17 protein-coding genes are annotated in these 23146 nt (G+C 73.1%); 11 read left to right on the top strand and 6 right to left on the bottom strand.

The window, feature by feature from the left end:
• Window positions 1–56: 56 nt before the first annotated feature.
• Window positions 57–671 carry a dihydrofolate reductase family protein gene (locus ACIBQ6_RS37435; RefSeq protein ID WP_397217862.1) on the top strand — a complete coding sequence of 205 codons (615 nt, stop codon included), beginning with the start codon at window positions 57–59 and terminating at the stop codon, window positions 669–671.
• A gap of 16 nt (window positions 672–687) precedes the next feature.
• Here the strand turns inward: ACIBQ6_RS37435 and ACIBQ6_RS37430 are convergent, their stop codons facing one another.
• Window positions 688–2073, bottom strand: a complete 1386-nt coding sequence (locus ACIBQ6_RS37430) for an MFS transporter (RefSeq protein ID WP_397217860.1) — start codon at window positions 2071–2073, stop codon at window positions 688–690.
• A 336-nt stretch (window positions 2074–2409) separates the two neighbouring features.
• On the opposite strand from ACIBQ6_RS37430, the gene ACIBQ6_RS37425 reads away from it, so the two are divergent.
• Together ACIBQ6_RS37425 and ACIBQ6_RS37420 are read left to right on the top strand one after the other, a co-directional pair.
• Window positions 2410–2823 carry a VOC family protein gene (locus ACIBQ6_RS37425; RefSeq protein WP_352366224.1) on the top strand — a complete coding sequence of 138 codons (414 nt, stop codon included), beginning with the start codon at window positions 2410–2412 and terminating at the stop codon, window positions 2821–2823.
• A 274-nt stretch (window positions 2824–3097) separates the two neighbouring features.
• Window positions 3098–3922 carry a nitroreductase/quinone reductase family protein gene (locus tag ACIBQ6_RS37420; RefSeq protein WP_358300289.1) on the top strand — a complete coding sequence of 275 codons (825 nt, stop codon included), beginning with the start codon at window positions 3098–3100 and terminating at the stop codon, window positions 3920–3922.
• Between the two features lie 6 nt (window positions 3923–3928).
• Here the strand turns inward: ACIBQ6_RS37420 and ACIBQ6_RS37415 are convergent, their stop codons facing one another.
• Window positions 3929–5125, bottom strand: coding sequence for an MFS transporter (locus ACIBQ6_RS37415; RefSeq protein WP_397217858.1), 1197 nt, complete (start codon window positions 5123–5125; stop codon window positions 3929–3931).
• 83 nt (window positions 5126–5208) lie between these two features.
• Here ACIBQ6_RS37415 and ACIBQ6_RS37410 point away from each other — a divergent pair, with 83 nt between their 5' ends.
• Entirely contained in the window at window positions 5209–5667 is a 459-nt protein-coding gene (locus ACIBQ6_RS37410) for a helix-turn-helix domain-containing protein (RefSeq protein WP_358300295.1), read from the top strand.
• Window positions 5668–5705: 38 nt separating this feature from the next.
• On the opposite strand, the gene ACIBQ6_RS37405 is transcribed toward ACIBQ6_RS37410, so the two are convergent.
• The gene (locus ACIBQ6_RS37405) at window positions 5706–6140 is read right to left on the bottom strand and encodes a nuclear transport factor 2 family protein (protein ID WP_358300298.1); all 435 of its coding nucleotides are present in this window, start codon (window positions 6138–6140) and stop codon (window positions 5706–5708) included.
• Between the two features lie 83 nt (window positions 6141–6223).
• Here ACIBQ6_RS37405 and ACIBQ6_RS37400 point away from each other — a divergent pair, with 83 nt between their 5' ends.
• The gene (locus tag ACIBQ6_RS37400) at window positions 6224–6604 is read left to right on the top strand and encodes a helix-turn-helix domain-containing protein (RefSeq protein WP_358300303.1); all 381 of its coding nucleotides are present in this window, start codon (window positions 6224–6226) and stop codon (window positions 6602–6604) included.
• A 69-nt stretch (window positions 6605–6673) separates the two neighbouring features.
• On the opposite strand, the gene ACIBQ6_RS37395 is transcribed toward ACIBQ6_RS37400, so the two are convergent.
• A complete protein-coding gene (locus ACIBQ6_RS37395) occupies window positions 6674–7546 on the bottom strand; it encodes an endonuclease/exonuclease/phosphatase family protein (RefSeq protein ID WP_397217855.1) in 873 nt (290 codons plus the stop codon).
• Window positions 7547–7642: 96 nt separating this feature from the next.
• Window positions 7643–8608, bottom strand: coding sequence for a serine hydrolase domain-containing protein (locus ACIBQ6_RS37390; RefSeq protein ID WP_397217853.1), 966 nt, complete (start codon window positions 8606–8608; stop codon window positions 7643–7645).
• A gap of 95 nt (window positions 8609–8703) precedes the next feature.
• On the opposite strand from ACIBQ6_RS37390, the gene ACIBQ6_RS37385 reads away from it, so the two are divergent.
• From ACIBQ6_RS37385 to ACIBQ6_RS37375, 3 genes are all read left to right on the top strand, one after another.
• A complete protein-coding gene (locus ACIBQ6_RS37385) occupies window positions 8704–9258 on the top strand; it encodes a helix-turn-helix domain-containing protein (RefSeq protein WP_358300309.1) in 555 nt (184 codons plus the stop codon).
• A 1-nt stretch (window position 9259) separates the two neighbouring features.
• Window positions 9260–9616, top strand: a complete 357-nt coding sequence (locus tag ACIBQ6_RS37380; RefSeq protein ID WP_358300312.1) for a hypothetical protein — start codon at window positions 9260–9262, stop codon at window positions 9614–9616.
• Between the two features lie 142 nt (window positions 9617–9758).
• On the top strand, window positions 9759–10754 hold the full coding sequence (locus ACIBQ6_RS37375; RefSeq protein ID WP_397217892.1) for a serine/threonine-protein kinase: 996 nt from the start codon (window positions 9759–9761) through the stop codon (window positions 10752–10754).
• A 10-nt stretch (window positions 10755–10764) separates the two neighbouring features.
• Here ACIBQ6_RS37375 and ACIBQ6_RS37370 read toward each other — a convergent pair whose 3' ends face one another.
• The gene (locus ACIBQ6_RS37370) at window positions 10765–12177 is read right to left on the bottom strand and encodes a PLP-dependent aminotransferase family protein (protein WP_358300326.1); all 1413 of its coding nucleotides are present in this window, start codon (window positions 12175–12177) and stop codon (window positions 10765–10767) included.
• Window positions 12178–12229: 52 nt separating this feature from the next.
• Between ACIBQ6_RS37370 and ACIBQ6_RS37365 the strand changes: the two genes are divergently transcribed.
• From ACIBQ6_RS37365 to ACIBQ6_RS37355, 3 genes are all read left to right on the top strand, one after another.
• Window positions 12230–13408 (top strand): aminotransferase class V-fold PLP-dependent enzyme, encoded by a 1179-nt coding sequence (locus tag ACIBQ6_RS37365; RefSeq protein WP_397217851.1) that lies wholly within the window; start codon window positions 12230–12232, stop codon window positions 13406–13408.
• A 163-nt stretch (window positions 13409–13571) separates the two neighbouring features.
• On the top strand, window positions 13572–16859 hold the full coding sequence (locus tag ACIBQ6_RS37360; RefSeq protein WP_397217849.1) for a LamG-like jellyroll fold domain-containing protein: 3288 nt from the start codon (window positions 13572–13574) through the stop codon (window positions 16857–16859).
• Between the two features lie 19 nt (window positions 16860–16878).
• Window positions 16879–23127, top strand: a complete 6249-nt coding sequence (locus ACIBQ6_RS37355; protein ID WP_397217847.1) for an RHS repeat domain-containing protein — start codon at window positions 16879–16881, stop codon at window positions 23125–23127.
• The last annotated feature ends 19 nt before the right edge of the window (window positions 23128–23146 follow it).

The raw sequence follows: 23146 nt of genomic DNA, 5'->3' as shown, positions 1-23146 counted from the left end.
GCCAGGACGGCAGGATCGTGCCCATCGCAACGAACACCTCACCAGGAGAGCCGGACATGACGCAGCACGACACCATCCAGGGCCGCAGGGTCGTCGGCAACATCTCGCTGTCCCTCGACGGCCGCGTCAGCGGCCCGGGCGGCGAGTACGACATGAGCTGGATCGTCCCGCACGCCCTCAGCGACGACGCCCGCGACCACATGATCCGGGTGACCGGCGCGGCCACCACCGTCCTGCTCGGCCGCAGGAACTACGAGGGCTTCGGCTCCTTCTGGCCGGCGGTCGCCAAGGACGAGGACGCCGACCCCCGCGACCGGGCCTTCGCCCAGTGGCTCGACGAGACCGAGAAGATCGTCTTCTCCTCGACCCTGACGGACCCGACGTGGCAGAACTCCCGCCTGGCCGAGACCGGCCCCGCCGCGGAGGTCGAGCGGCTGCGGGGACAGGCCGGCGGGGACGTCGTCGTCCTGGCCAGCGGCAGCGTCATCAGGGCCCTGCTGGAGGCGGACGCGCTGGACCGGCTCAGCATCACGCTCTGCCCCGAGGTGGCCGGCGGCGGCGCCCGGCTGTTCGAGGACGGCCTGCCCGCCGCGCACTGGTCGCTGACCGACCTGACGACCACCGAATCGGGCGCGATCTGCCTGCTCTACGACCGCCTGCACCAGGGCTGAGCTCGGGGCCCACCGGTCAGGCGGGGAGCGGGGCGGCGGTGGCGCGGTGGCGGGCGAAGGTGAGGGCGACGACCGTCCCGAGCAGCATGCCCGCGGCCGCGACGAGCACCGCCGTGCGCATCCCCGAGGCGAGCGCGGGCCCGGTGGCCTCGCCCACCCCGCCGGCCGCGACCAGGACCGCGAGGCCGAGCGCCGCGCCGACCTGGAGCGCGGTGGAGGCCATGCCGGAGGCGATCCCCTGCTCGCCCGCCGCCACGCCGGTGGCCGAGGCGATCCACATCCCGGTCCAGGTGAGGCCCTGGCTGACGCCGGACACGACGATGCCGGGCAGCACACCCCAGTACGAGCCGTCGGCGCTGATCCCCATCGCCAGCAGCGCGGTGCCCGCCGCCCCGCCGACGGTGCCGAGGAGCAGCGTCACCCGCATCCCGATCCGCCCGGCCAGCCGCCCGCCGAGCTGGGTGCCCAGCGCGATCAGCAGGGACGGCACCAGGAACGCCAGCCCGGTCGCCACGGCGCCGTACCCGAGCACGGTCTGGAAGTAGACGGTCAGGAAGTACGGCAGCGCGTTGAACGTGGCGCCGAAGACCAGGATGACCGCGACGGCCGAGCTGAGGCTGCGGTTGCCGAACAGCCGCAGCGGCATGAGCGGGTCGGCGCCCGCCTTCTCGACCGCGACGAAGGCGGCCAGCAGCACGGCGGCCAGCACGAACCCGCCGGTGATCAGCGGCGAGCTCCACCCCGACTCGGGGCCCTGGATGAGCGCGTAGGCGAGCAGGCTGACGCCGCCGGTGGCCAGCACCGCGCCCGGGACGTCGAACCGGCGGCCCCGCGCGCGGGCCCCGTCGGCGGGCAGCAGCAGCCAGGCTCCGGCGATCGCGACGACGGCGAGCGGCACGTTGACGTAGAAGACCGCCTCCCAGCCCCAGGCGCCGGTGAGCAGGCCGCCGAGCAGCGACCCGAGCGCCAGCCCGCTGGCTCCGGCGCCGCTCCACACGGCCAGCGCCCCGTTGCGCGCCGTGCCCTCGGCGAAGCCGGTGTTGACCAGCGCCAACGTGGCCGGGAACAGCAGCGCGCCGCCCAGTCCCTGCGCGGCCCGCGCGGCGACCAGCGCCCCGGGGCTCTGCGCCAGGCCGCCGGCCAGGGAGGCGAGCGCGAACAGCGCCAGCGCGCCCACGAACATCCGGCGGTGGCCGAGCAGGTCGGCCGCCCGGCCGCCGAGCAGCAGGAACCCGCCGTACGCGACGGCGTAGGCGCTGGCCACCCACTGCAGGGTCTGCGGGGAGAAGTCCAGGTCGGCGCCGATCCGGGGGAGGGCGACGAAGACGATGTTGAAGTCGAGGGAGGTGATGAGCTGGGAGAGGGCCAGCAGGGCGAGGACCAGGCCGGGTCGGCGTCTCATGTCCACCTTCATACGATTGTCCGGAAATTACGTACAGTTCGGGATCCTCGTACAGTTGGGGGACGCTCGTCAAATCACCGTCCGGCGAGGAGGCGGCAACGAGAAAGGGCCCCCGCGAGATCGCGGGGGCCGTCGTTCGTGTGCGGGGGATCACCGCTGGTCCTGCGTGCCCTTCGAGGGGAGCGCGCAGGCGAGGGCCGCGCCCAGGTCATGGCTGCCGCCGTACGTCTCCCAAGGCCGGTCCAACCGGTCAGGATTCGAGAAGCGCCCGGCCGCGCGTCCTCCGTAGCGTTGCTCTCATCGTCGGAAACGTCTGAAGCACCAAGGAGACATGGCATGAAAGCGCACGTCAGCTCTATCCTCCTCGCCGTCCGCGACATGGAGGCGGCCAAGCGGTTCTACACCGAGGGCCTGGGCTGGAAGATCCAGAACGACTACGGCATCTCGGTGTTCTTCGAGTCCGACGGCGCCTCGCCCGTCGGCTTCTACGGCCGCGAGGGCCTGGCCGGCCAGATCGGGCTGAGCCCGGAGGGCAGCGGGTTCAGCGGGGTCGTGCTCACCTATGTCGTCCGCAGCGAGGCGCGGGTGGACGAGATCATGGAGGAGGCCGAGAAGGCCGGCGCCACCATCCTCAAGCCCGCCGGCGCCCTGCCGTGGGGCGGGTACGGCGGCACCTTCGCCGACCCCGACGGCTACGTCTGGAGCCTGGGCTACAGCGAGCAGGGCGAGGACCAGCCCTACGCCGAGTAGCCGCGGCGGGCGCCTCCAGGGGAGGTGGTGAGGTCCGGCGCCGGCGCGCGATCGTGCCGACGCCGGACCACCGCGGACCCGGCCTGGAGGTTTGTCGGCTTTGCGAAAAATATCTTGATGAAGTAACGTCACCTCCGTGACTGCCGGGTCGGCCTTGGGCCACGCACCAGAGAGCAGCCCGGCCCTGGCGTGACCGCCCGGCGGGCGCGCGGCCCGCCGCTCCCTCTTCTCCTCCTCAGCACGTCAGAGCAGAGACCATCACCCATGGAGAAGAGTGGATTTCAACAAGCAGGTCATCGACGAGTTCCGCGCCAACAACGGCCAGGTCGGCGGCTATTTCGAGGGAGCGAGACTGCTCCTGCTCACCACGACCGGCGCCCGTTCGGGCAAGCCCCACACCACCCCGCTCGGCTACCTGCCGGACGGCGGCGAGCGCATGCTGGTCATCGCCTCCGCCGGCGGGGCGCCGAGGAACCCCGCCTGGTACCACAACCTGCGCGCCGACCCCCGTGCCACCGTCGAGAGCGGCGTCTTCGTCTTCGACGTCGAGGCGGAGGTCCTGGAGGGGGCCGAACGGGACGCCGCCTTCGCCCGCGCCGTGGAGAGCGACCCCGGCTGGGCCGATTACCAGGCCAAGACGACCCGGATCATCCCCGTCGTCGCGCTGAAGGTGGTGCCGGGGCCGCCCCGGTCGACCGCGCCCTCCGGCGGGGCGTACCTCAAGCTGGTGCACGACGGCTTCCGCCGCGAGCTCGCGCTGATCCGCAAGGAGCTGGCCGACACCGGACGCCCCGGCCTGGGCGTGCAGCTGCGCGTCAACTGCCTGACCATGTGCCAGGGGCTGCACCACCATCACACCGGCGAGGACACGATGATGTTCCCGGCGCTGGCCGAGCGGCATCCCGCGCTCGCCCCGGTGATCGAGCGGCTGGCCGTGGAGCACGAGCGCGTGAGCGTGCTGGTGGCGGAGCTGAAGGAGGCCCTGTCCGGTGACGACCCGGTGCGGGTGCGCGCGGAGATCGAGCGCCTGACCGACGAGCTCGAAGCGCATCTGGCGTACGAGGAGGAGCAGCTCGTGCCGATCCTCGACCTTCCCTGACCCCGTTCAGGCCGAGGCGGACACGCGTGCCGCCGGCGCGGCGCCGAGCCGCCGGGTCGAGACGGCGACGACGAGCCCGAGCGCGGCGTAGGCCGCGCCGAGCAGGCAGGCGGCCGGCCATCCCGCGAGGCTGTAGGCCCAGGTGGTGGTGATCGCGCCGAGCGCGGAGCCGAGGGAGTAGCAGGCCATGTACGCGCCGATGACCCCGCTGCTCCGGTCGGGACGCGCGGTGGTGAGCAGGTGCTGGCTGCTGACGTGCACGGCCTGCACGGCGAAGTCGAGCACGACCACGCCGGCGATCAGCAGCCACAACGACCACCCCGCCTGGGCGGTCAGCAGCCAGGAGGCGGCCAGCAGCGCCAGCGACCAGCCGGTGACCGAGGACGCCAGGCCCCGGTCGGCCCAGCGGCCGGCCCGGGCCGCGCCCAGCGCGCCGGTGAGCCCGGCGAGCCCGAACAGCCCGATCTCGGTGGTGCCGAGGTGCCACGGCGCGGCGCCGAGCGGCAGCGCCAGCCCGCTCCACAACGTGCCGAAGGAGGCGAACAGGAAGAACGCGATCAGCCCCCGGCTGAGCAGGAGCCGGTCCCCGGCCACCAGCCGGCCCAGAGACGACAGCGACCGGCCGTACGAGACCCGGGGACGCCGGACGTCGGCGTCGAGGACCAGGCGGGCGGCGAACGCGAGCAGCACGCACGACGCGGCGATGACCAGGTAGACCGCCCGCCAGTCGGCCAGCTCGCCCAGCAGGCCCGCGACCATCCGGACCCCGAGGATCCCGGCCACCACGCCCGAGGTGACCGTGCCGATGTTGCGGCCGCGCTCGCCGGGCGGTGAGACGGCGGCGACGTAGGCCACCGTGACCTGGACGACCACGGCGAACAGCCCGGCGAGGGCCAGGCCCGCGATCGCCAGGCCGCCGCCGGGCGCCACGGCGGCCACCCCGGCGCCCACCGCCGTCAGCAGCAGGTGGGCCGTGATGAGCCGGCGCCGGTCGAACAGGTCGCCGAGCGGGACGAGCAGCACCAGCCCCGCCAGATAGCCGGTCTGGCCGGCGGCGACCAGCCAGCCCAGTGATCCGTCCGCCAGCCCGAGGTCCCGGCCGGCGGCCTGGAGGACGGGCTGGATGCCGTAGACGGGCGACACGGCCACCGCGCACACCAGCGCGAGCACGATCCGTTGCCTTCCGGTCAGTCCTGGCGACATGTCACTCCCCGATTAGTTTCAATATGCAACCGATCGGAGGGTAGGGCATAATGGTTTCGAATCGCAACTGATCGGAGGGTTCGGTGGACGTCACACTCGCTGCGGGAAACGCCTGGACCGACCCGGCCTGTCCGGTCGCGCGCGCCGTCGACCTGGTCGGCGACCGGTGGAGCCTGCTGATCGTCCGTGACGCGATGGACGGCGCCACCACCTTCACCGAGTTCCACCAGCGGCTGGGGATCGCCCGCAACATCCTCACCGACCGGCTGCGCAAGCTGGTCGAGCACGGTATCCTCGACAGGAGCGCCGCCGACGGCAGGCGGCACGCCTACCGGCTCACCGAGGCCGGGCGGGACCTCTTCACCGCCGTCGTCGCCCTGCGCCAATGGGGCGAGCGCCACGCCTTCGCGCCGGACGAGCCGCACTCCGTCCTGGTCGACGGCCAGGGGCGGGAGCTGCCCCGGCTGCACCCGCTCGGCCAGGACGGCACGCCGCTCTCCGCCGAGACCTCCCGCGTGCGGAAGACCGCCGCGTCCGGCTAGACCCGTTCACCGCACATGTGGATCTTCGCAGCCTGCCGTCAGGACGTGATCACGGCGGGGTTTCCCTCGCTCCAGACGCTGGTGATCCTGCGGTGGGTGAACCGCCAGCCGTCCGGGGTGCGGCGCAGCCGGTCGTCGTAGCGACCCCCGGCAAGGAACTTCTCGCCATCGGGCAGACCGAGGCGGACATGCTGGGCCTGGTAGTAGCAAGTGTGCTCGGCCTCGTCACCGCGCACTGTGGCGACATGGTTGCCGTTCAGGTGATGGGTGGCGTCGAATCGCGCCACGCTGGTGCTGATCCTGGCCATGATCGCCTCAGGCCCGCGGAGCCGTTCGCCCGAACCGCTGTACTCCCAGCAGGCGTCGTCGGTGAACAGCGCGCCCAGGGTCTCCCAGTCCCTGGTGTCCAGGGCCGTCGCGTACGCGATGACGGTGTCCACGATCGCGGTGCGGTCTGCGAGCTCCTGAAGCATGGGGCCACCTTCCGGCTTGGTGCACGATTTGATACGGAGTACATGATTGGTGACTGTCGAGCCCAGCGGAAGAAGGCACTTTCATGTCCCAGAGTCACATCGATGTGTCAGCCCTGGCCCGCGAGGCGTGCCCGGTCTCGGAGGTCCTCGATCACGTCTCCGGGAAGTGGAGCATCGGCATCCTGGTAGCCGCTGCGCAGGGTCCCGTCCGGTTCACGGAGCTGGAACGCTCGATCAACGGAATCAGCAGGCGCATGCTCACGCTCAAGCTGCGCAAGCTGGAGCGGGACGGCTTGCTCGTACGCACCGTCCATCCGGTCGTCCCGCCCAAGGTCGAGTACACGCTGACGGAGATGGCCCGGGAACTCCACAAGTCGCTGCTGGAACTCACCGACTGGGCCAAGCGACACGGCGCCGCCGTCGCCGCCGCCCAGGCCGCCTACGATCACGAACGCAAGGGTTGACGGCGGCCGCCGCCCAGAAGACTCCGTGCCCTTGAAGGCCGGACGATCGTCCAGGTGCGGAAAACAGGGCTAGAGGTCGAGGATCAGGGCCCGGTGGTCGGACACCTCGGGGGCGGCCGCCACCTCGAACTCCTTGACGGCGGCGGGGTCGGAGACGAGCAGGTAGCTCGCGTGCCGTACGGGCTTGCGATAGCGGGAGGTCCTGGTGTCGGCGTCGCCGACCAGGTCGCGCAGGCCCAGCCCGGCCAGGATCCGGAACGTCTCGCTGCCGGGCATGAGGTTGAGGTCGCCGCACACCACGGTCAGGTCGCCGTCCTCGCGCGCGCCGGCGACCAGGGCGGCGAGCCGTCCGGCCTGGGCGCGGCGGGCCGGGGTGTCGGCCTTGCCGCCGGCGTCCCGCAGGCCGTGCAGGTTCACGACGGTGACGAACCGCCGTGCCGGGCGGTCGAAGACGCGTACGGCCAGGGCGGCGCGCGGCCGGTCGCCGGCCGGCCACCCGTCGTGGTGCTCGACGTAGCCGCCGTGCACGAACGCGGACCGCACGCCGACGACGGGCAGCGTCTCGGCGACGAACGTGGCGACCCCGAAGTCCTGCCGGTGCGAGCCGCCTTCCTCGTCCTGGACGGGCCCGGAGTCGCTGACGGCGAACAGCGGCTGGTGGCGGGGGAGGCGTGCGCCGACGTCGGCCAGCAGGTCGGCCCGCTGCGGCAGGGACCGCTCGGCGTCGTCGAACCTGGTCCAGCCGCGCAGGCCGGGCGTGCGCGTCACCTCCTGCAGGCACAGCACGTCGGCGCCGCACCCCTCCACCCAGGGCGCCAGCTCCCCGAACATGGCCCCACCCCACGCATTCACCGAAACCACTCGCACCCGCCCAAACCTAGACCAAGCGCGCAGTCGCCTGTCCTGCGGCGGGCGCGCCAGCTGTGAACCCGCCCCGGGCATCTGGCGGCGGGTCGGGGGTGTGGGGCCTGCTGTCCCGCCGCTGGGTCCAGCGTTTCGTCGGTCGCGACCGTCCGCACGGGGGGTGGTCGTTCCGGTTCAGGGGGCTTGGAGCGCTGCTTCGAGGAGGGTGTCGAGGAGCGGTATCCGGCGGTCGGTGTCGTCGCGGGTCGCGATGAGCGCGACGCTCACGTCCAGGTCGGGGATGCGGGCCTGCAGGGCGCGCAGTCCGGTCCAGCCTCCGCCGTGGCGGTAGACGACATGTCCGGCATGTGACCGTACGCCCATTCCCCACGCGTAGTCGATCGGCGTCCCGTCGTCGAGCCGTCCCGGGGTCTGCATGAGCGATGAGACGCCGAGCTCGTCCGCGTTCAGTGCCTGGCTCCAGCGCAGCAGGTCGCCGAGGGTCGTCCACACGCCCCCGTCCCCGAGTGACAGAGGCGCGGGACGGAGGCGGACGAGCGGCGCGGCGCCCGCCGGCATGGGGTCCGGGCCCGGCCAGAAGCGGGTGCCGGTCATCCCCAGGGGAGCGAAGAGCCGGCGGCGGGCGAGATCGGGCAAGGTCAGGCCGGACGCTCGTTCCAGCACCGCCGCCAGACAGACGTACCCGGCGTTGGAGTAGACGTGCCCGGTGCCCGGCGGGCGGTCCAGGGCCGGGAAGCGGGTGAGGGCCGCGAGGATGCCCGGCGTGGTGCGGTCGGCGGAGCCCTGGAGCGCGTCGATCTCGGCGTCCGCCGGAAGGGCCGCCGTGTGGTGGACGAGGTGCCTGATCCGAATCGCGCCGGCCCACCCCGGCAGGCCCGGCAACCACCCCGACAGGGGCGACTCCACGTCCAGCACCCCGTCTCTGACCAGCAGCGCCGCGCACGCCGCGGTCATCTGCTTCGACAGCGACGCGGCATAGAGGACGGTCGTGGCGCTCATCGGGGCACCGGAGGCGGTCACCCCGCGCGCCACGAGGACGGGCGGCGCGCCGCGCCGGTGGATCCCGGCCACGATCGGTTCGTCGTCGCGGTAGCCGGCTTTGGAGACGAGGGCCGCTGTTCGCCGGCGCAGTTCGGACATGACCCGATCCTCCCAGTGCGGTCCAGGCGCACGTCTCGGAGGTTTAGGAATGAACGTTCTTGACTGAACGTTCCTTTATTGTCTACGATCGAGGCATGGGACGACCAAGAGGATTCGACGAGGCCACCGTGGTACGGGCGGCGGCGGAGCTGTTCTCGACCCGGTCCTACGACGGCATCTCCATGGACGAGCTGGTGACCCACCTCGGCGTCCACCGCAACAGCCTGTACAAGACCTTCGGCAGCAAGCGCGGTCTCTACCAGGCCGCGCTGAGCTGGTCCCTGGAGCACGACGTCAACCCGCTGATCGACCGGATCGCCGCCGCCGGCGACCTGGCCGAGGCGTTGCGCGTGGCCGCCGCCGAGCCGGACGCCGAGGTCGGCCTCAACCTGCTGCTGCTGGCCGCGGTCGAACGCGCGCCGGTCGACCGCGAGGTCGCCGACCGGCTCGCCGCCGTGCTGGCCGCGTTCGACCAGGCCGCCACGGCGGCGTCCGGGAGCGAGGGCGCCGAGGACGGCCTGGCCTTCGCGCTCACCGCGGCCCTCCTCGGCCTGCGACTGCGGGCCAGGGCGGGGACCGCGAACACCGACATCGACCGGGCCGGCGCCGCTCTGGCCCACCGGCTCAACCACCACCACCAAGGAGCATGACATGGCGAGGATCAGCATTGACGGACAGACGCTGGTCGTGGAGATCGAGGGCCTGGACAAACTGTGGGCGTTGAAGAGCCGGCTGGTCATCCCGCTGGCCAACGTGCGCGGCGCCACCGCCGACCCCGGGATCGTCGGTGACCCCAAGGGGGTGCGCGCGCCCGGCGCCCACCTGCCCGGCGTCATCACGGCGGGAACGTTCCACCTCAACGGTGAGAAGGTCTTCTGGGACGTGCACGACGCCGCCAAGGCCGTGGTCATCGAGCTGGCCGACGAACGCTACGCCCGGCTCGTGATCGAGGTCGCCGACCCGCGCGCCGCCGTGGCGCTCGTAGAGGAGGCCATCGCCGTCCGCTGACGGCCGCCCGCACCACACACGGTGTGGGACGAATACAGGACAGGCGCCGTACGCCTCGACGGGCCGACAATGATCCCGTGCGACGCCGGGGCGGGCCCGATCGGCCGCCCCCGGGTCCACGCGGACGACCCCCGTACCGGCCCTGGAGTCCCGATGGCGATCCCTGCACCAGGCCGTGGCCGAGCACGGTCCGCTGCCGCCGGCCACCGTCCGGCGGCTGATCGCGGGGGTCGCCGAGGCGCTGATCGGCATCCACGCGGCCGGGCTGGTCCACCGGGACCTCAAGCCCTCGAACGTGCTGCTGGCCGAGGACCGGCCCAAGGTGATCGACTTCGGCATCGCCCGCGCCGTGGACGCCACCTGCCTCACCCGCACGGGCATGCGCGTCGGCACCCCGGTGTTCATGACCCCCGAACAGGTCAAGGGCCTGCCGGTGACCTCGGCCACGGACGTGTTCGCGCTGGGCCAGCTCGCCGTCTTCGCCCTGACCGGACGGCCCGCGTTCGGCGAGGGCCCGGCGGACGTGCTCTTCCACCGCATCGCCAACGAGGAGCCCGACCTGCGCGGATGCCCGCCCGCCCTGGCCGGGCCGCTGGCCCGCTGCCTCAGCAAGGACCCGGCCGACCGGCCCGCCCCGGCGGAGGTCGCCGCGCTCGCCGGAGGAGCCGGGGACGCGGCGGCCGGTCCCTGGCTGCCCGCGGCGGTGGCGTCCACGCTCCACACCTACGCGCCGCCGCGCGGCTCGCCGACGCGTCCGGCCCGCCCGCGGAAGGCCAGGACGGCCCTCGCCCTCTGGACGGGCGCCGCCGCCGTGCCCTCCCCGACCCTGCCGGAGTACGAGAAGGAGTACGAGAAGGAGTACGAGAACGTGCGCTTCACCCTCCCCGGCGGCCCGCCCTGCACCGACTTCTCGCACTTCCAGAACGGCGTCGACCTGACCCCCACCGGCCCGGCCGCCTGCGTGGACGCGGTGAACCTGAACCCGCTCGGCTCCTCGCTCACCTTCGCCCGCATGCGGACGGGCATGGGCCTGTGCGTCGTCACGGAGGACCACCAGGTCGTCCACCTCAGGCTGCTCCGCAAGTCCGCCGCCACGCACGCGCTGACCTGGACGGCGACCGCCTGGGCACAGGGCTGACCCAGAAGCGCTACCGGGACGCCGCCGGCGCGCGGTCCACCTCCGCGAGCCGCCGCACGGCCTCGGCCAGCTCGGCGTGCCCGGCGGTCGCGGCGAAGCCGAGACGCAGGAAGGCCGCCGGGAGCTCGGTGGCGAAGTAGCGGTTGCCGGCGCTGACGGCGACGCCGTCGCGGCGGGCCGCGTCGGCGACCACGGCGTCGTCGGCGCCCTCGGGCAGGCGCACCCACAGGTGCAGGCCGCCGGCGGGCACGCGGTCGAGGGTCCAGCCGGGCAGCTCGGCCAGGACGGCGGCGGCCAGCGTCGCGCACCGCTCCCGCAGCGCCGCGCCCAGCGACCGGACGTGCCGTTCCCAGGCGGGGGAGGTGAGCAGGTCGAGCGCCGCCTCCTGCAGCGGGCGGCCGACGAAGAAGTCGTCGACCAGCCGCACGGCGCGCAGGCGTTCCATGACCGGGCCCCGGGCGGTCAGGGCGCCGATGCGCAGGCTGGGCGCGGCCGGCTTGGTGAGGGAGGTCAGGTGCACGACCGTGCCGTCGCGGTCGTCGGCCAGCAGCGGCGGCGGCACCGGCGCGCCGTGGCCGAGGTGGCGCGCGAAGTCGTCCTCGATCACGAAGGCGCCGGCCGCGCGGGCCGTGTCGAGGACCTGGCGCCGGCGGCCCGGGGCCAGCACCGCGCCGGTCGGGTTGTGGTAGGTCGGCTGGCAGTAGAGCAGGCGGGCGCGGGTCAGGGCGAAGGCGTCGGCCAGCAGGTCGGGCTTGAGGCCGTCGGCGTCCGTCGGCACCGGCACCGGGCGCAGGCCGGCCGCTCGGGCCGCGGCGATCGCCCCGGGATAGGTGGGCGACTCCATCAGGACGGGGTCGCCCGGCCCGGCGATCGCCCGGAACGCCATGGAAAGGGCGCTCTGCCCGCCGGCCGTGACCAGGACGTCCTCGGCGCTCACGCCGCCGCCCGCCATCGTGGCGAACACGCCGCGCAGGGAGGCCAGGCCGGCGGCCGGGGCGCGGTCCCAGGCGTCGGGACGGCGGGCCGCGCGGGCCAGCGCGGCGGTCAGGGCGCGGGTGGGCTGGAGCGAGCGGTGCAGGTAGCCGCCGTCCAGCAGGATCGTGCCCTCGGGCAGCGCGCCGACCGCGCCGGTGAGGCTGCGGGTGTCCACGGCCCGGTCGGCGAGGGTGACGCTCTGCCACGCGGTGTCGGGGACGCCGGCGCGCCGCCGCGCCGGGGCCGCGACGTAGGTGCCGCTGCCGGGACGGGTGACCACCACGCCCTCGGCGGCCAGCGCGGCGATCGCCTGGGACACGGTGGCGGGGCCGACCTTGTAGCGCCGGATCAGCTCCCTGCTGCTCGGCAGCCGGTCGCCGGGCGAGAGCCGGTCGATCATCGTGCGCATCCTGGTCGCCAGCTCGGCCGAACTGCTACTGTCGGACATGAGAATCGATGATAGCGCTTCCAGCACTTCGGCGGAATCGCTTCTGGACGTCGTGGCCTTGCGCGCCGACACCCCGGGCGCGGAGGAGGTCGTGCACTTCAACAACGCCGGGTGCGGCCTGCTGCCCGCTCCGGTGCTCGCCGCGATGGTCGACCACCTGCGGCTGGAGGCGCACCTCGGCGGCTACGAGGCCGCCGCCGCCCGCGCGGCGCAGGTCGCCGACTTCTACGCCGAGACCGCCGCCCTGATCAACTGCGCTCCCCGCAACATCGCCTTCGCCGGCAGCGCCACCCACGCCTTCTCCACCGCGCTGTCGGCGATCCCGTTCGCGGCCGGGGACGTCGTCCTGACCACCCGCAACGACTTCATCTCCAACCAGATCGCCTTCCTCTCACTGGCCAGGCGGTTCGGGGTACGGGTCGTGCACGCGCCCGACCTGCCCGAGGGCGGCGTGGACGTGCCCGCCATGGCCGCGCTGATGCGCCGGCACCGCCCGCGCCTGGTGGCCGCCACCCACATCCCCACCAACTCCGGCCTGGTCCAGCCGGTCGCCGAGATCGGCCGGCACTGCCGCGAGCTGGACCTGCTCTACCTGGTGGACGCCTGCCAGTCCGTCGGCCAGTACCCGGTCGACGTCGAGGAGATCGGCTGCGACCTGCTCACCGCCACGTGCCGCAAGTTCCTGCGCGGCCCGCGCGGCTCGGGCTTCCTGTACGTCGCCGACCGCGTCCTGGACGCCGGGTACGAGCCGCTGTTCATCGACATGCACGGCGCGCGCTGGACCGAGCCGGGCCGCTACGAGCCGGTCGCGACGGCGGCCAGGTTCGAGGACTGGGAGTTCCCCTACTCCGTCGTGCTCGGCTGCGCGGCCGCCGCCCGCTACGCCCGCCGGGTGGGCGTGGAGGCCGTCGCCCGGCGCACCCCGGCCCTGGCCGCCGGCCTGCGCGACGGGCTGGCCGCGCTGGCCGGGGTGCGCGTGCTCGACCGGGGACGGCGGCTGGGCGCCCTGGTCACCTTCGCCGTCGAGGGCTGGCGGGCGGAGCCGTTCAAGGCGGCGCTGGACGCGCGCGGCGTCAACTCGGCGCTCAGCTTCCGGCACTTCGCCCAGTTCGACTTCGGGGACAAGGACGTCGACTGGTGCCTGCGCCTGTCGCCGCACTACTACAACACCGAGCAGGAGGTGGACCTGGTCGTCGCGGCGGTCGCCGAACTCGCCGCCGCGCCCCGGTGACGGGGTCCGCGAACGGCTGACGGCGGTTCCTTCCAGACGTGTCCCAACTTATGGCGAATTTCGCCAGAAGATCTAGACGTACGGCATTACGCGGGTGACAATCCGTTCGTCAATCGAAGATCGCCTGGTCCCGCGCGGACCTCTGGTCGACATGCGAGGACCGATGCGGGTTGGGCGTGGGCTGGTCGCGGCTGTCTTGGCGTTCACGATCCCGGCGGTGCCGCCCGCCGGCGCGGAGCCGCCGGAGGCAGGCGCGCCTCCGGCGGCGAGCGCGCCCCCCGCGCCCCCCGCGGTCTCCGCGCCTCTCGCGCCGGAGACGGCCGCGACCGCCACGGCCAGACGCACCGGCCGGCCGGTCGAGATCGAGTCGATGCGCAGCGAGACCCGCCAGGTCTTCGCCCGCCCGGACGGCACCTTCACCCTCGAACAGCACGCCCGCCCCGTCCGCGTCCGCCAGGCCGCCGGCTGGGTGCCCGTGGACACCACGCTGCGCCTGCGTCCCGACGGCGCGGTGGAGCCGGTGGCGACGGCGGCCGGGCTGACCTTCTCCGGCGGGGGCGGCGGCCCGCTCGCCCGCCTGTACCGCGGCGGCAAGGCCCTGGAGCTGACCTGGCCGGGCACGCTGCCCAGGCCCTCGCTCGACGGCGACACCGCCACCTACCCCGAGGTGCTGCCCGGCGTGGACCTGCGGGTCACCGCCGACGTGGACGGGTTCTCCCACGTCCTGGTGGTCAAGACGCGGGCCGCCGCGCGTGCCCTGCCCGACCTGGACTTCCCGCTGTCGGTCAGCGGCCTGTCGCTGACCGCCGACAAGGCGGGCAACCTGGAGGCGGTCGACCGCACCGGCGGCACGATCTTCATCGCGCCCACCCCCACGATGTGGGACTCGACCGGCGCCGGCGAGGCCGCGGTCAAGGAGGGCCGCGCGCCCGAGGCCCGCCAGGCCACCATGGGCGTCTCGCTCGACGGCAGGAAGCTGCGGCTGCGGCCGGACCGCGCGATGATGAGCGACCCGAAGACCCGGTATCCGGTGTTCCTGGACCCGTACTTCTCGGCCGCCCGCGGCGCCTGGACCGCCGTGTGGAGCAACTGGCCCAGCTCCAACTACCTCAACTCCAGCGACGTCGCCCGCGTCGGGCACGTCAACTCGCAGACCAACCGCTCGTTCTTCCAGATGAACACCGGCTCCACGATCCACGGCAAGCAGATCATCAAGGGCACGCTGCGCACGTACGAGACCTGGTCGTACTCGTGCAGCGCCCGCGCGGTCGAGGCGTGGTCCACCAACACGATCAGCAAGAGCACCACCTGGAGCAACCAGCCCAAGTGGGTCAAGAAGCTGTCCACGGTGAACGTGGCCAAGGGCTGGGGCTCGGCCTGCCTGCCCGGCGGCGTCGAGTTCGACGTCACCTCCCAGGTCGCCGACGCCGCCGCCAACAAGTGGGCCAACATCACCGTCGGCCTCCGCGCCACCAGCGAGACCGACCAGTACGCCTGGAAGAAGTTCCGCAACAACCCGAGCCTGGTCATCGAGTACAACTCGCTGCCCGCCGACCCGGTGGCGGCCGACGCCTGGTCCGACCCGGGCGGCCCGTGCGTCTCCGGCGACGACCGGCCGGTCATCAGCACGCCGACGCCGAAGCTCTGGGCCCGGCTCAAGGACGCCGACAACTCCGTCAGGGGCCGCTTCGAGTGGTACCGGGCCGACGGGACCAAGGCCGGGGAGTACCTGACCCCCGTGGGCTCGACCGGCACGGCCTTCTCCGCCCTCGTCCCGCAGAGCCTGTACGCCGACGGCGCGCTGGTCCGCTGGCGGGTCCGCGCCGAGGACGGCAAGGCCAACAGCGCCTGGAGCCCCTGGTGCGAGGCCACCGTGGACGCCACCGCCCCCGGCCGGGAGCCCGAGGTGTCCTCCGACCGGTTCGCCGAGAACGGCTGGAGCGACGGCGTCGGCCTGGCGGGCCGGTTCACCTTCGCCCCCAACGGCGTCACCGACGTCGCCGCCTACGTCTACGGCCTGGACACCACCCCCAAGACCGAGGTCCCGCCCGCCCAGGACGGCACGGCCGCGATCACCCTCACCCCGCGCCACGACGGCCCCAACGTCCTGTCGGTGCGCAGCAAGGACCGCGCCGGGCAGCTCGGCCCGATCCGCACGTACGTCTTCAACGTCAACGCCGGACGGGGACCGGCCGGCCACTGGCCCATGGACGAGGGCCAGGGCGGCACCGCCGCCGACGCCGCCGGCGCCCACCCGGCCACCCTGTACGGCGCCACCTGGACCTCGGGCCGCACCGGCGGCGCGCTGCGACTGGCGGGCGCCTATGCACAGACCGGCGGCCCGGTCGCCGACACCGGACGCAACTTCGCCGTCGCCGCCTGGGTCCGGCTGACCGGCACCGCCGCCTCCGCCACCGCCGTCACCCAGGAGGGCGGCCGGACCGGCGCGTTCTCCCTGCAGTACAGCAAGGCCGACAACCGCTGGGCGCTGGCCGTCACCAGCGCCGACGCCGACGCCGCCACGGCAGTGCGCGCGCTGTCGGCCGCCGCGCCCCGGCTGAACGAGTGGACCCACCTGACCGGCGTCTACGACTCGGCGTCCGGCCAGATCTCCCTCTACGTCAACGGCCGGCTGGAGTCCTCGGCCGCCGTCCCCGCGCCGTGGAACGCCACCGGCCCGCTGACCATCGGCCGCGGCAAGGCGACCGGCGCGGCGGCCGACTTCTGGCCCGGCGACGTGGACGACGTGCGGCTCTACGGCCGCGCCATGTTCGCCGACGAGGTCGCCGACCTGGTCAACAGCGCCGCCACGCTGGTCGGCCACTGGAAGCTGGACGAGGACGGCGGCCTGTCGGCGGCCGACTCCTCCGGCCGGGCCACGCCCGCCGCGCTGGCCGGCGCCGCCACCTGGACCGACGGCTGGCTGGACGGCGCCCTCGCGCTCGACGGCGCGACCGGTTACGCCCAGACCGCCGCGCCCGCCGTCGCCACCGGCTCCGGGTTCACCGTCGCCGTCTGGACCCAGCTCGACTACCTGCCCGCCAAGGACACCGCGGCCGTCGCCCAGCCGGGCGCCAGGGCGGCCGGGTTCCAGCTCGGCTTCGACAAGGAACAGGGGCGGTGGGCCCTCGGCATGGCCGCCGCCGACACCGACACCGCCGCCCTCGTCCGCACCCGTTCGGACGCCGTCCCCGCCCCCCTGGAATGGACGCACGTCGCCGGCGTGTACGACGCCCTGGCCGGCGAGCTGCGCGTCTACGTCAACGGCCGCCTGTCGGCCACCACCGTCACCCCCCACGTGAGCACCTGGTCCGCCACCGGCCCCCTGCAACTGGGCCGGACCAGGACAGCGGGCGTCTTCACCGGCTACTGGCCGGGGACCGTCGACGACGTCCGCACGTACGACGGCGTGCTCAGCGCCGAGCAGATAGCCCAGCTAGCAGCCCAGTAGCCCCTCCCTGGGAGAATCCGTGGACAGTGAGTTAGACCTGCCAGAGCCCAACTGGAATCGTTTTCAGCAGCCCGCCGCCGAGCCCGACGCCCCCGACCCCCGCTGGAACCGCTTCGAGGGCGTCAAGCCCGAGACCGCCTGGCCGCGCAGGCTGGCGACCGTGCTCACGGTCGTGCTCCTGGCGCCCATGGCGTACGCGATGCCCGCCTCCGCCGCGCCCCGCAAGGCGCCCGCGGTGCAGAAGGAGACGCCGGTCAAGGGCGGGAAGGTGCCCGTCCTGCCGCCGCTCGCCGATCCCGCCGCCGAACAGGCGTGGAAGGCCCCGCCCAAGGTCGCCTGGCCCGCCGCCGGCACCGCCGAGCTGGGCGGCGCCACCGAGGGGGCCGCCACGCTCTCCGCCGGGTTCCCGGTGCGGCTCGCGCCCGCCGCCAAGGGCGTGGCCGCGGCCGAGGCCGTCCCGGTCAAGGTCGAGCTGCTCAGGACCGACCTGCTCGGCGTCGCGATGCGCGTCTCGCCCGGCCAGGGCGTCACGGCGGCCAAGGCGGACGGGAAGACCCGGCTGGAGATCGACTACTCCGGCTTCCGGTACGCCTTCGGCGGCGACTACGGCGCCCGGCTGCGCATGGTCAAGCTCGACGAGTGCGCGCTCGACGCCAAGGCCGCCGCCACCTGCGCCGCGCCGCGCCCGGTCAGGAGCGACAACGACGCCAAGGCGGGCAAGCTGACCGCCGAGGTCGAGACCACCGGCCTGTACGCCGTGACCGCCGCCGCCTCCGGCCCGTCGGGCGACCACGCCGCCACCTCGCTGGCCGCCTCGGCGAGCTGGAGCGTCGGCAACCAGTCCGGCGACTTCTCCTGGAGCTACGACCTGCGCACCCCGCCCGCCCTGGGCGGCGACGAGCCCGACCTGTCGCTCGACTACTCCTCCCAGAGCGTGGACGGCCGCACCGTCTCCACCAACAACCAGCCGTCCTGGGTGGGCGAGGGCTTCGAACTCAACCCCAGCGGCTACGTCGAACGCCGCTACAAGGCGTGCATGATCGACGGCAAGAAGACCGGCGACCTGTGCTGGGACCAGGACAACGCCACCCTGTCGCTCGGCAACTCCGCCGTCGAGCTGGTCAAGGACGCCACCACCAAGCAGTGGCGGCCCAAGCGCGACGACGGCACCCGCATCGAGTACCTCACCGGGGCTGCCAACGGCGACAACAACGGCGAGTACTGGCGGGTCACCACCGCCGACGGCACCCAGTACAGCTTCGGCCTGAACCGCCTGCCCGGCTGGGTCACCGGCAAGCCGGAGACCAAGTCGGTGCAGACCGTGCCGGTGTTCGGCAACAACAGCGGCGAGCCGTGCTACTCCAGCACCCCCGCCAACGCCTGGTGCCAGCAGGCCTACCGATGGAACCTCGACTACGCGGTCGACACCCACGGCAACGCCACCACGTACTGGTACGAGACCGAGAAGAACTACTACGGCCGCAGCATGAAGCCCGAGCTGGGCACCGTGTACGTGCGCGGCGCGTACCTCACCCGCGTCGACTACGGCTACCTGAGCAACGAGCTGTTCACCAAGGCCCCGGCCGCCCGGGTGGTCTTCGACGTGGCCGAGCGCTGCCTGCCCTCCGGCGCCGTCACCTGCGCCGCCGACCAGCTCAAGAAGGAGACCGCCGCGTCCTGGCCGGACGTGCCGTTCGACCAGATCTGCGACGCCGGGGTCAAGTGCACCGACCGGCTGTCGCCGACGTTCTTCTCGCGCAAGCGCCTGGCCAAGGTCACCACGCAGGTGCTCGGCGCCTCTGGCCAGTACAGCCCGGTCGACTCCTGGACGCTGACCCACCAGTTCCCCGCCACGGGCGACGGCCTCAGCCCGTCGTTGTGGCTGGCCTCGGTGCAGCAGAGCGGCCACGTGGGCGGCACCCTCACCATGCCGAAGATCACCTTCAGCGGCGTGCAGCTGCCCAACCGGGTGGACGCCAACGAAGGACGCGCGCCGCTGGTCAAGTGGCGGGTCCAGGCGGTGAACAACGAGACCGGCGGCGAGCTGCGGGTCAACTACGCCGCGGCCGACTGCAAGCCCGGCGACGTGCCCGCCGCGGCCGACAAGAACAACCGGCTGTGCTTCCCGCAGCGCTGGGCGCCGCCCGACGAGGGTGAGGTCACCGACTGGTTCCACAAGTACGTCGTCACCCAGACCGTCGAGGTGGACCGCGTCGCCGGCTCGCCGAACGTGGTCACCGACTACGAGTACCTCGACGGCGCGGCCTGGCACTACGCCGACAACATCCTCGTCAAGCCCGAGCAGCGCACCTGGTCGGACTGGCGCGGGTTCGGGCGCGTCCGGGTGCGTGAGGGCGACGGGCAGGACACCCGGCGCACGCTCACCGAGTTCAGGTACTTCCGCGGCATGCACGGCGACAGGCAGGCCGACGGCTCCAAGCGCGTCGCGCAGGTCGTCGACACCGAGGGCGGCAAGCTGGACGACCTCGACCAGCTGTCCGGCTTCGAACGCGAGGAGATCCTCTACGACGGCGACAGCGCGACGGTGCTCACCGCGACCGCCGAGGAGCCGTGGTCGCTCAAGACCGCCGAGTCCACGCAGGGCGGCGTCACCAAGACCGCCTACGTGGTCGAGCCCAAGTCGATGGTGACCCGCACGGCGCTGGCGGGCGGGGCGTGGCGGCGTACCGGCGAGGAGCGCTCGTACGACGCCAAGGGCCTGCTCACCCAGGTGGAGGAGAAGGGCGACCTGGCCACCGCCGACGACGACCAGTGCACCCGCTACACCTACGCCCGCAACGACACCGCCTGGATGCTCGACTACGCCAGCAGGATCCAGAAGGTCGCCGCGGGCTGCGGCACCGCCGTCTCGGCCCTGGCCGCCGGAGAGGTGATCTCCGACGAACGGGTCCAGTACGACAACAAGGCCTACGGCCAGGCGCCCACCAGGGGCGACGTGACCACCGTCCAGCAGCTCGGCGCGGCCGACGGGTCGACCGTCACCGACAGGACCCACACCTACGACGTCTACGGCCGCGAGACCAGCGAGACCGGCCCGGTCGGGACGAAGTCCACCATCACCTACAGCCCGGCCACCGGGGCCCAGGCCACGGAGATCGTCGAGACCAACCAGCTCGGCCACGTCGAGCGCACCCTCGTCGAGCCGGCCTGGGGCGAGCCGGTCGCCGAGGTCGACGCCAACGGCCGGCGCACCGACATGGAGCACGACGCGCTCGGCCGCCTGGTCAAGGTCTGGCAGCCGGACCGCAGCAAGGCCGCCGGCCAGTCGCCCAGCACCGAGTACGCCTACACCATGCGCACCGACGGCCCCAGCGTCGTCACCACCAAGACGCTGCGCGCCGACGGCGGCTACACCGTCAGCCACGAGCTGTACGACGGCCTGATGCGCGAGCGCCAGACGCAGGAACCCGCCCCCCGCGACGACCAGACGCAGGACCCGGCGCTGCGCGACGGGCGCACGATCACCGACACCTTCTACAACTCGCTCGGCGAGGTGAGCAAGTCCAACACCGGCTACTTCGCCACCGGCACCCCCGCCACCGAGCTGCTCGCGGTCGCCGACACCGACGTGCCCACGCAGGTCGTGTCGGTCTTCGACGGCGCCGGCGAGGTCAACGCCCAGATCCTCAAGGCCAAGGGCGTGGAGAGGTACCGCGTCTCGGCCACCCAGCAGGGCGACCGCGTCAACATCACGCCGCCGGCGGGCGGCACCGCGACGACCCGCATCGGCGACGCCGACGACCGGCTCATCGAGCTGCGCCAGTACAAGGGCGCCACCCCGACGGGCCCGTACGAGTCCACCAAGTACACCTACGACCCCGCCGGCCGCCTGTCCACGGTGACCGACGCCGCGGGCAACGTGTGGCGCCACCACTACGACGTGCGCGGCCGGGAGATCAAGACGGAGGACCCCGACAAGGGCGTCACCACGATGACGTACAACGACGCCGACGAGCTGGTGAGCACCACCGACGCCCGCGGCAAGACCCTCTGGTACGTCTACGACGAGCTCGGCCGCAAGAAGGAGCTGCGCGACGGCTCGGCCACCGGCGCGCTGCTGGCCGAGTGGAAGTACGACGCGCTGGCCAAGGGCCACATGAACGCCAGCATCCGGTACGCGGGCGGGCAGGCTTACAAGGCGGAGATCAATGCCATCGACTCCGACTACCGCACGCTGCGCGAGACGGTGACCGTCCCCGAGCGGGAGGGCAAGCTGGCCGGCTCGTACGTGCTCAACACCCGCTACACCCTCGACGACCAGGTGCAGTCGGTCAGCTTCCCGGCCGGGGGCGGGCTTGAGGCCGAGTCGGTGGTCTACTCCTACGACGAGCTCAGCCAGCCGACCAAGGTCAGCGGGCTGTCGTCGTACGTGACCGCGACCCGCTACTCCAAGCTCGGCGAGACCCTGCAGTACGAGCTGGGCTCCGGCGGCAAGAAGACCTGGCTCACCTACACCCATGACGAGTCCACCCGCAGGCTGACCAGGATGCGGCTGGACCGGGAGGGCGCCGCCGCCACCGACCTCGACCTCAACTACGCCTACGACGCCGCCGGCAACATCACCAAGATCGCCGAACGGGCGGGCGGCCAGGACACGCAGTGCTTCACCTACGACCACCTGCGCCGGATGACCTCGGCGTGGACGGCCAACGACGACTGCGCGAGCGGCACGCCGGCCTCCGACAAGATCGGCGGTGTGGCGCCGTACGCGGTCAGCTACGCCTACGACTCCACCGGCAACCGGGTGAAGGAGACCAGGCACGCCTGGGGCGGCGCGCCCGAGACCGTGCGCACCTCGGTCTACCCGGCGGCCGGCGCCAAGCAGCCGCACGCGGTGCAGAGCATCGGGGCCGACCTGTTCGCCTACGACGAGGCCGGCAACACCACCAGGCGCAAGGTCGGCACGTCCGACCAGACCCTCGTCTGGGACGCCGAGGGCAACCTGGAGTCGGTCACGGAGGCCGGGAAGACGACGTCGTTCCTCTACGACGCCGACGGCGACCGGCTGCTGCGCAAGACCGCCACGGACGCCACCCTGTACGTGGACGACATGGAACTGCGCTTCGACTTCGCCAAGGACGCCGTCGAGCAGACCCGCTACTACACCATCAACGGCGAGCCGATCGCGGTCCGCACGCCCGACAACCAGGTCTACTTCCTGGCCGCCGACCACCAGGGCACCGCGCAGGCCGCGGTGAACGGCGGCACCGGCGAGCTGGCCGTCCGGCGGATGACGCCGTTCGGCGAGGACCGCGGGTCGCCGCCGCCATGGTGGCCGGGTCAGCGGTCGTTCGTCGGCGGCACCAAGGACCCGACGACCGGGCTCGTGCACCTGGGCGCCCGCGAGTACGACCCGAAGAACGGCCGCTTCCTGTCGGTCGACCCCATCATCGACGAGGAGGACCCGCAGCAGCTCAACGCCTACGCCTACGCCAACAACAGCCCCATCAGCATGAGCGACCCCGACGGCCAGCTGTTCTGGATCGCCGTCGGCATCGCGGCACGCATCGCGGCGCGGATCATCGCCAGGAAGCTGGCGCAGGCGGCGGCCCGGCGGGCGGCGCTCGCGGCGGCCCGTGCGGCGGCGCGGCGCGCGGCCATCGCGGCGGCCAAGCGGCGGGCGGCGGCGCTGGCCAGGAAGAAGGCGCTGGAGGCGGCCAAGAAGAAGGCCGCGGCGGCGGCCAAGCGCAGGGCGCTGGCCGCGGCCAGGAAGAAGGCGGCGGAGAAGGCCAGGAAGGCGGCCGCGGCGGCGGCCAAGAGACGGGCCGCCGCGGCGGCCAAGAGGGAGGCACGCAGGAAGGCCGCCGAGGCGGCGGCCAAGCGGCGGGCCACGCAGGCGGCGCGGGAGCGCAACCGCTACCGGGCGGCCCAGGCCCGGCGCGCCCAGGCGGCGCGGCGTCCGGCCCAGCGTCCGACCAGTCATCGGGCGGTGCAACGGCAGTCGCCGCCGAAGGCCGCCAGGCAGCCGGCGCAGCCGAGACCCAGCCAGGTCTACCGGAACGACGGCACGACGCAGCCGACCCAGTCCTACACCGTCTACCGCGACGGCAAGATGTACCCGGACGGGCCGCCGCCGCCCAGCCTGACCAGGCCCCAGGGCTCCGGGCAGGCGGAGAAGCAGATCTTCAAACCGGAGAAGATCGAGCCGGAGAACACCCGGACGGGCACGATCGCCGAGACCGGCGCCCGGGTCACCCGATGGATCGACCAGAGCGGCCTGGACGACTTCCTCGGCGGCTTCTTCTGATCCCCGGCCCCGGGCACGC

It is taken from the genome of Nonomuraea sp. NPDC049655 (assembly GCF_044465465.1).
Lineage (GTDB): Bacteria > Actinomycetota > Actinomycetes > Streptosporangiales > Streptosporangiaceae > Nonomuraea.
This window is presented reverse-complemented; position numbering and strand designations above follow the sequence as displayed.

Coding starts and splice junctions, on each gene's coding strand:
- ACIBQ6_RS37435 (WP_397217862.1), top strand. CDS start 57: ATGACGCAGCACGACACCATCCAGGGCCGCAGGGTCGTCGGCAACATC.
- ACIBQ6_RS37430 (WP_397217860.1), bottom strand. CDS start 2,073: ATGAGACGCCGACCCGGCCTGGTCCTCGCCCTGCTGGCCCTCTCCCAG.
- ACIBQ6_RS37425 (WP_352366224.1), top strand. CDS start 2,410: ATGAAAGCGCACGTCAGCTCTATCCTCCTCGCCGTCCGCGACATGGAG.
- ACIBQ6_RS37415 (WP_397217858.1), bottom strand. CDS start 5,125: ATGTCGCCAGGACTGACCGGAAGGCAACGGATCGTGCTCGCGCTGGTG.
- ACIBQ6_RS37405 (WP_358300298.1), bottom strand. CDS start 6,140: ATGCTTCAGGAGCTCGCAGACCGCACCGCGATCGTGGACACCGTCATC.
- ACIBQ6_RS37400 (WP_358300303.1), top strand. CDS start 6,224: ATGTCCCAGAGTCACATCGATGTGTCAGCCCTGGCCCGCGAGGCGTGC.
- ACIBQ6_RS37395 (WP_397217855.1), bottom strand. CDS start 7,546: ATGCCCGGGGCGGGTTCACAGCTGGCGCGCCCGCCGCAGGACAGGCGA.
- ACIBQ6_RS37390 (WP_397217853.1), bottom strand. CDS start 8,608: ATGTCCGAACTGCGCCGGCGAACAGCGGCCCTCGTCTCCAAAGCCGGC.
- ACIBQ6_RS37385 (WP_358300309.1), top strand. CDS start 8,704: ATGGGACGACCAAGAGGATTCGACGAGGCCACCGTGGTACGGGCGGCG.
- ACIBQ6_RS37380 (WP_358300312.1), top strand. CDS start 9,260: ATGGCGAGGATCAGCATTGACGGACAGACGCTGGTCGTGGAGATCGAG.
- ACIBQ6_RS37370 (WP_358300326.1), bottom strand. CDS start 12,177: ATGTCCGACAGTAGCAGTTCGGCCGAGCTGGCGACCAGGATGCGCACG.
- ACIBQ6_RS37360 (WP_397217849.1), top strand. CDS start 13,572: ATGCGGGTTGGGCGTGGGCTGGTCGCGGCTGTCTTGGCGTTCACGATC.